Here is a 6,747-nt window from a genome sequence, read left to right on the forward strand (position 1 = left end):
TGCAATTTTGCAGGTTTCTTTCATGATGTGCCGAGGGGGGTGCATCAACTCGTTCGGACGCAAGGATGCGGCATGCGTGACAGTAGAACAATCTCGAAGAATCGACGACGGACCCAAGCACGGGCCGCTCTCAGCTTGCTCGTAATCGCAGCAGGATCGTCCTTTATTGCTCCATCGATGGTGTTCGCCAGCGAACCGAATACCTTGGCACCTGCGGCAACGCGTTTCCAAATGCCACCATTGCCGCTGCCAACGATCCAGCAAACGGGGCACTACCAGCCAACGGGACACTACCCAGCGGCACAATCCAACACAGCCGCGAGACCCAACGTCCGCGCCAATCCCTTCTTTGACAGCAAAGAGGTGAGCCCATCCGATTCGGCGATCCAATTGGCCTCGGGTGACGATCAACCTGCCATTCGGCTCAAACCGATCGGGGCAGCGATTGGACTGCAACCGATTGGAAGTCCGAGAATCGTCCGCCCGTCGGGTTCGGCGATGACGATCGAAAAACCGCCCGCGACTGCCGTTCGCACCAATCCGCTGATCGGTTCGTCGCATCACGAAAACGAAGATCTCGTCGAAGCCGTGGTCATCCCGCCCGTGGATGTGCCAACCTCGTCGGATCCCGTTGTATCATCGGCCCCCGTCACGGCAGCCGCTGTCACGCCGGCCCCTGTTTCGGCGGCCCCTGCCACGACAGCACAGCCATCGATGGTGATCTCGATGGTGACCCCGCCGACGATCGACGCCGAGAATGCGTTCGAGCAGAACAAATCGGCCGAATCCGACGATGCGACTTTGCAACCCATCGAGTTTGCTGCGGTTCCCCACGGTGAGCCCGAAGCGACTGCCGAGCATGCCGACGTCGAACTGGTTTCGGATTCCGAGCCCGTCTTCTTCTCCTTTTCGGATGACAGCGAAGGATTGTCGGCGCCCAGTAATGTGCCAAGCCAGACAGATCACGATCCGATCACTGCGGATACCGTCGCACCCCAGTCGGTGGCAGCCGAGCCGATGGCAAGCGAGCCAGCGGTGAGTGGGCCAGCGGTGAGTGGGCCAGCGGTGAGTGGGCCAGCGATGAGTGAAACGGCAGCGAATGAGACAGCCAACAGCATCGCTTCGGAGCACACCGATTCCGAAAACCACGATGCGGTCGAGAGCGGCGTCGAAGCCAGCGAATCGAATCATCACGACGCCAGCGATGAGGAAATCGCGTTGGAATTGCCAGCTCCCGTGTCGATCGTGGATCCGGCGGAAGAGCGATTTCCTGCGGCGACACTGCAGCCGCTAAGCGATGTTGCAACTTCGCCTGCGGAGTTGATGGAACTGTCCGAGCGTGCCGCGATGCGCCCCCACGGTCCATCGATCAACGTAGCTCCTGAGATCAACCAACAAGCTCGCAAACCAGCGAAACGATATCGTCCGCCGGTTGCCGTTGAGTCGCCGCCACTTGGATACGAACGCATCGCCGAGCAATCGTCACCAGGCACTGTTCAACCGGTAAGCCCACTGATGTTAAAGGGATCGCGAAACACCACCTCCGGTCACGAGTTTGCGGGAAATGTCTCGCAGCCTGCCGGCAGTCCTATCCCGCTGTACATGACCCAAGCTCAGGTCCGTTCGCTGACCATTGGTGGTGAACTGCGACGGGTCAGCATTGAAGATCAAAACGTGTGCCGAGCCATTGCCTCGGGACACAATGAATTGAAGCTCATCGGAGCGGGACGAGGCGTGACGCGTCTGGTCGTTTGGGCAGATGGGACGCCCGATGCTCCGTCGAAGGTCCAACATTTTGATGTGCATGTTCAAGACGCAGTGGAAGCGACCGGCGACACGATCGGTGATAAAGCAGAACTGCTCAATCGAACGATTAGGAAATCGTTTCCTGATAGCCGCGTGCTAGTCAAAACCGAGGGTGACCATTTGGTCATTAGCGGATCATGCACAAGCGAGGAGACTGCAACGAAGATCCTTCGCATGGTTCGCAAGACTTGCTTGATTCCTGTGCATGACGAACTGAAGGTTCGCTAGTGTGCATTGCCCCTTACTTTCCCGTTATTCAAACCGGTCAATACCCAGCGGTGCACTCCAAGGCACTAAGAGTCTACGAGGTTCGATCATGAAGATCCATTCGATACTAAAACACTTCAGTAGCACAGCCGCCCGCAATTTAGCGGTCTGTGGACTGCTCGCCGGCACGCTGACCGCATCGGACGTCTACGCAGACCCGGGGTTGCGAAGCGTGTTTGATGGCCCTGCGGCATCGGGGACGGCCACGAAATCATTGGTCCACGGCGACCAATCGTTCCGTGTCGTGAACGCATCAGGGTATCAAAGCCGTGCGGAATCCAATTCGGTTGCGACCGTCGGGCATATGCCCGAATCGTCGGCCGCGGGAGCGGTTGTCCAAACCAGCTGCCATTCGTGTGGCACCAGCTGTGGTGGTGCTTGCGGATCAAGCTACGGTGGCGGCTATGGCGGTTACTCGGCGATGAATCTGAGTGGCGAGTACGGTGGCTGCGGCATCGCGTGCAAACCGTACTGGTACGTCCGCGGCGAAGCGGTCTACATGGAACTGAATTCAAGTGACCGTGCGACCTTCAGCCGTAACTTTGCCCTTGACGAATTCGATTTTGAATTTGCTCCGCGGATCACCGTCGGCTCGGTTCCCGATTGTGTTCATGGCTGGGAAGCGAGCTTTGTCGGTCCGCTGGAATGGGACATGGGAGCCAGCTTGACCAATGGCGCCGGTGGAATCGACACTCTGCTTGTACCGGGTGCCCCCATTGTTGATGCCGATCTGAGCACCTTCAATGACTCGGTGTTTCAAGCTCAAGCCTACCAAGCTGAATACTGGAGCATCGAAGCCAACAAGACGCTCATCGGCTGGGAAGTTGCCAAGATTCTCTTCGGAGCTCGCTACATCGACTATGACGAGCTGTACAACTACAACAGCCAAGATGCCGGAGGCAACCGCGGACTGCTGATCAGCGACGTCGAGAATTCGTTGTTCGGTCTGCAAGTGGGCATTGACCTGCTGTATCCTGTGTCTTGCCATGGCTCGGTTGACTTTCGTGGTCGTGCCGGCGGTTATCTGAACTTTGCCGAATCGGATACACGACTGTTCAACGCAGGAAGCACGGTGGTCGCCAATATCGACGAAGACACTGAGATTGCCGGTGTATTCGAACTCGGTACGGGTTACAGCTACGCTCTTGGCGAAATGCTGACACTGCGTGCCGGATTCGAAGTCTGGTACGTCACCGGTTTGGCCACCGCAGCGGATCAGATCAGCCCCGTGGTGACAACCAACTTTGGTCGCAGCATCCAAATGGACGACGACATCTTCATCACGGGTTTGACCGCGAGTGCCCAGTTCAAGTTCTAAGTCGTTGCTAGTTCGTTCCCAACACCGCTGGGAATAACACGACCGCAAACCGCAATGCTACGCTTCACCCTGTCCGGGTCGGCGTAGCATTTTGCGTTTCAGCCAACTCTGCACCGAGCGGCCTGGTTGTTCAGGCAGACGCGTCCCATTGGAAATCGTATTCTCGGTAATTTGGGTCCGAGCTTTACGAATTTCACGACCGCAGTGAGAACACATCACGGGCGGTTCGGTAACCGGGTGATTGCACTGCGGACAAAAGTATTCGATCGTCGGACGCATCGCCGCCTCGAATAATCCACCGACCTCCGACGCATGAAACCAAGCCGAATCATCCTTGCGGATCAGCGTGTCCGGTTTGACGTCGCCACTGCGAACCTTCTTCAACAGATCACTTGGCCGCAATGGACCAAGGTCTTCGGGCGCATTCAGCTGTTGGATATACCACTCGGCCACGCCAAGGTACCTCTTACCACGACAAAGTTACCACGACAAAATAACGACGACTCGAAACGCTTTCCGCTGAAGCTCTATTGTCGTTGATTGCTCCGAAGCGCCAATCCCGAGACGCTCTGCCGAGTGCCGCCCGGTGGCAGGCTTTCGAAATCACGCTCGGTTGCTCCGGTTTAAAACGCTTCTAAGATTGTATCGCGTTGGAATCAGCTGAGCGACAGCCCCTCTGAGAATCGCGGATGTCAGCACGGCTGTCCGATCGCCCCTGAGGGCCCTAGACGATTTTGCCGCGATTGGTTTATCTCGATCCCTTTCGTCTATCTCGATCCCTTCTGACTTTCTCGAGCCCTTTCGTCTTTCTCGAGCCCTTCCGTCTTTCTCGAGCCCTTGCGACACTGCCGCTTGGTTTCCGATACTATGGAATCAACTGCCCCACATCAATTTTGACTGACTTGACGCATGCGTTGCCCTTACTGCCACGTCGATAACGACCGAGTTCTTGAAACCCGAGCCGCCGAAGGGGGCTACATCGTGCGACGAAAACGGGTCTGTTCGTCTTGCCAGCGTCGCTTCTCAACTTTGGAAAAACTCGAACAATTAAACGTACGAGTCGTCAAAAGCGATCAAACGCGTGAACCTCTGGACCGCGAAAAAATTCGCCGAGGCATTGAACGGGCCTGTTCCAAACGCCCCATTCAAAGCTCAAAAATCGAGCAGGTCGTGCAGTCGATCGAAGCGGATATTTACGAGTCGTTCGATTCGGAAGTCACGGCGACCCAGATTGGTGACATTGTGCTGAAACATTTGGCATCGCTGGATCAAGTCGCGTTCATCCGCTTTGCCAGCGTTTATCGTGAATTTGATGGCGCCAATGATTTCATTCGCGCAATCTCGAATATCGGCGGCGCGACCCCCGATCCACCGCGCTGAGGTGAGCTGCCCGCGGTTCATTTTCGCCTTGCAGGCATCGGCCCCAAAAAAAAGTGGCATTGATCCAAAACCGCTCGACAAACTATTAGATAGTTTCAAATCCCGCTCCGAGTCGGTTCGATAATCCAGGCATGGGAACGTGGTCTCGATTCGAATTCGGCAAAATTACTTACACCCAGTCTGCTGACTGCTTCAGCACCCCCGCATGAATGCGGTCGGCAATGCAAGGACGCTATCAATGATTTCGAAATCAAGCTTTCGCTGGTGGATCATCAGCTCGATCGCAATTTGTTTACCAAGTGTTGGGTACGGCCAAGCAGGTACTCAGCGTGGTGCGACGCTAGGTGGACTGGCGGGCGCCGTTGCTGGCGGATTGATCGGAGACCACAATGGCGAAGCGGGTGCCGGTGCTGCGATCGGCGGTGTCGTCGGTGCCGTCACAGGTGGATTGCTTGGCAACGCTGCGGACAAAGAACGCCAATATCAGCAGCAACAACAGTACTACCAATCGCAACAACAATATTACCAAGCTCAACAAGCCAATACCGCGGCGACCCAATCTGCGGTTTCAATCGCAGACGTGGTTTCAATGAGCCGCAGCGGACTTAGCGACAGCGTGATTGCAAACCAAATCAACCAACGTGGCGTGCAACAAAAACTGCAAGTCGCCGACATCATCGCGCTGCACCAACAAGGCGTCAGCGAAGTCGTGATCTCCGCGATGCAGCATGCTCCGACCGGAATCCAACAATCCGCTCGCGCGGCCACACCGACGGTCGTCGCGCAACCTGTGGTTCGACAACCGATCATCGTCCAAGAACCGATCGTGGTGCCTGCTTATCGACCTCGCTATTACTATCACGACTACCATCACCACCACCGGCCACACCATCGTGGTGGAATCCACATTGGATTCTAATCAGACGCTTTGTTCAGCCGATGAGATTTACCCGGTGAACGGGCGATAGAAAGCGTAAGATTTTTCCAGCATCGCAAATTGCTCTCGGTAGCACTGCGAATCTGGAAACAAGCTCTTCATCCGCTCGCAGCTAAGCACTCGTGTCTCGCGAATCATGTCGTACCACTCGGGTAACTTTTTCTGCCAAGACCGGTGCAGACGGTTCCGCATCGCAGCGGGCAGTTTCCAGTAGAAGGGAACGCCCGTGTGTACTTCCAGTGGGAAGCGGTCACTCGGCGTTTGAATCCAGTGCGACGAAGCAAGTCGATGGACTTCGGCAGCAAATGCCGCTTGGCGTGGTTCGTCTCCGACATGCTCGATCACGGAATTGCTAAAGACAATATCAAACGACTGATCCTCGAATAATTCGCTGAGATCACAGGCGTCACCATCGATAAATTGGTATCGCGGATCAGCTTCGGCATCGGGGTCATTGAATCCTGGCAAATTAACGAGCGTGACTCGGTAGTCGTGTGGGATCAATTTCCAGACCAAGGGTGAGCCGCCCAAATCGAGGATATTGGCCTGCTCGGGCGGTTTCACACGATCTTGGAACGCCCTCATCCGTTTGGCCCGCCCCTTCAAAACGGGAGAGTTGTGGGTATAGGCCCATCCCGACAGATGTCGAAGCAGCGTCTGCATAAGCCGCAAACTCCAAGAGCGTTCAGAAAGACGCGGTGCATCAAAGCACCACGTTTCATATTCGAGGCCGTAGTCTATTTGCGGCCAAGATAGTCGTCAACTAAAGCGTCAATCTCACGCTGAGCGGTTTTGATGCTGTCGCGTTGTTCCGCGGAAACCGGAACTCGTCCGGGGCCCAGATCCCATCCGCGCGATCTTGCTCCGGCTCGAAAGCCTTCGGGAAATTCGCCCAAACCGATCATCGCGTCGAATAGTGGAAGCAGTTGATACTGTAGCCGCATCGCTTCGTCGATACTGCCGTCCTGCACCGCGCGGTGAATCGCGCGAGTCAACTCGGGCACGACACCGCTCGATGCATTGGTGCCTCCGTCGGCGC

General features: G+C 56.1%; 7 protein-coding genes. 4 read left to right on the plus strand and 3 right to left on the minus strand.

The features are described 5' to 3' along the window. The first annotated feature begins 72 nt into the window (after positions 1–72). Entirely contained in the window at positions 73–2,034 is a 1,962-nt protein-coding gene (locus tag RMSM_RS24515) for a pilus assembly protein N-terminal domain-containing protein (protein ID WP_144057927.1), read from the plus strand. An 88-nt stretch (positions 2,035–2,122) separates the two neighbouring features. Next, positions 2,123–3,391: a hypothetical protein gene (locus tag RMSM_RS24520; protein ID WP_008702903.1), complete on the plus strand. Its 1,269-nt coding sequence runs from the start codon at positions 2,123–2,125 to the stop codon at positions 3,389–3,391. Between the two features lie 57 nt (positions 3,392–3,448). Here RMSM_RS24520 and RMSM_RS24525 read toward each other — a convergent pair whose 3' ends face one another. Further along, complete coding sequence (locus tag RMSM_RS24525; protein ID WP_008702904.1) at positions 3,449–3,844, minus strand: GYF domain-containing protein; 396 nt, start codon at positions 3,842–3,844, stop codon at positions 3,449–3,451. A gap of 456 nt (positions 3,845–4,300) precedes the next feature. Between RMSM_RS24525 and nrdR the strand changes: the two genes are divergently transcribed. Continuing rightward, a complete protein-coding gene (gene nrdR, locus RMSM_RS24530; protein WP_008702905.1) occupies positions 4,301–4,771 on the plus strand; it encodes a transcriptional regulator NrdR in 471 nt (156 codons plus the stop codon). Between the two features lie 238 nt (positions 4,772–5,009). Further along, the gene (locus RMSM_RS24535) at positions 5,010–5,690 is read left to right on the plus strand and encodes a glycine zipper domain-containing protein (RefSeq protein ID WP_052031790.1); all 681 of its coding nucleotides are present in this window, start codon (positions 5,010–5,012) and stop codon (positions 5,688–5,690) included. Between the two features lie 27 nt (positions 5,691–5,717). Here RMSM_RS24535 and RMSM_RS24540 read toward each other — a convergent pair whose 3' ends face one another. Next, on the minus strand, positions 5,718–6,371 hold the full coding sequence (locus tag RMSM_RS24540) for a class I SAM-dependent methyltransferase (protein WP_008702907.1): 654 nt from the start codon (positions 6,369–6,371) through the stop codon (positions 5,718–5,720). Between the two features lie 74 nt (positions 6,372–6,445). Continuing rightward, a partial coding sequence (locus tag RMSM_RS24545) for a dihydrodipicolinate synthase family protein (protein ID WP_040769275.1) occupies positions 6,446–6,747 on the minus strand: 302 nt, incomplete at its 5' end.

Origin of the sequence: Rhodopirellula maiorica SM1 (genome assembly GCF_000346295.1) — a bacterium.
Taxonomy (GTDB): domain Bacteria; phylum Planctomycetota; class Planctomycetia; order Pirellulales; family Pirellulaceae; genus Novipirellula; species Novipirellula maiorica.

Bases quoted from the DNA above. Each gene is read 5' to 3' on its own strand.
- RMSM_RS24515 (WP_144057927.1), top strand. From the start codon at position 73: ATGCGTGACAGTAGAACAATCTCGAAGAATCGACGACGGACCCAAGCA.
- RMSM_RS24520 (WP_008702903.1), top strand. From the start codon at position 2,123: ATGAAGATCCATTCGATACTAAAACACTTCAGTAGCACAGCCGCCCGC.
- nrdR (WP_008702905.1), top strand. From the start codon at position 4,301: ATGCGTTGCCCTTACTGCCACGTCGATAACGACCGAGTTCTTGAAACC.
- RMSM_RS24535 (WP_052031790.1), top strand. From the start codon at position 5,010: ATGATTTCGAAATCAAGCTTTCGCTGGTGGATCATCAGCTCGATCGCA.
- RMSM_RS24540 (WP_008702907.1), bottom strand. From the start codon at position 6,371: ATGCAGACGCTGCTTCGACATCTGTCGGGATGGGCCTATACCCACAAC.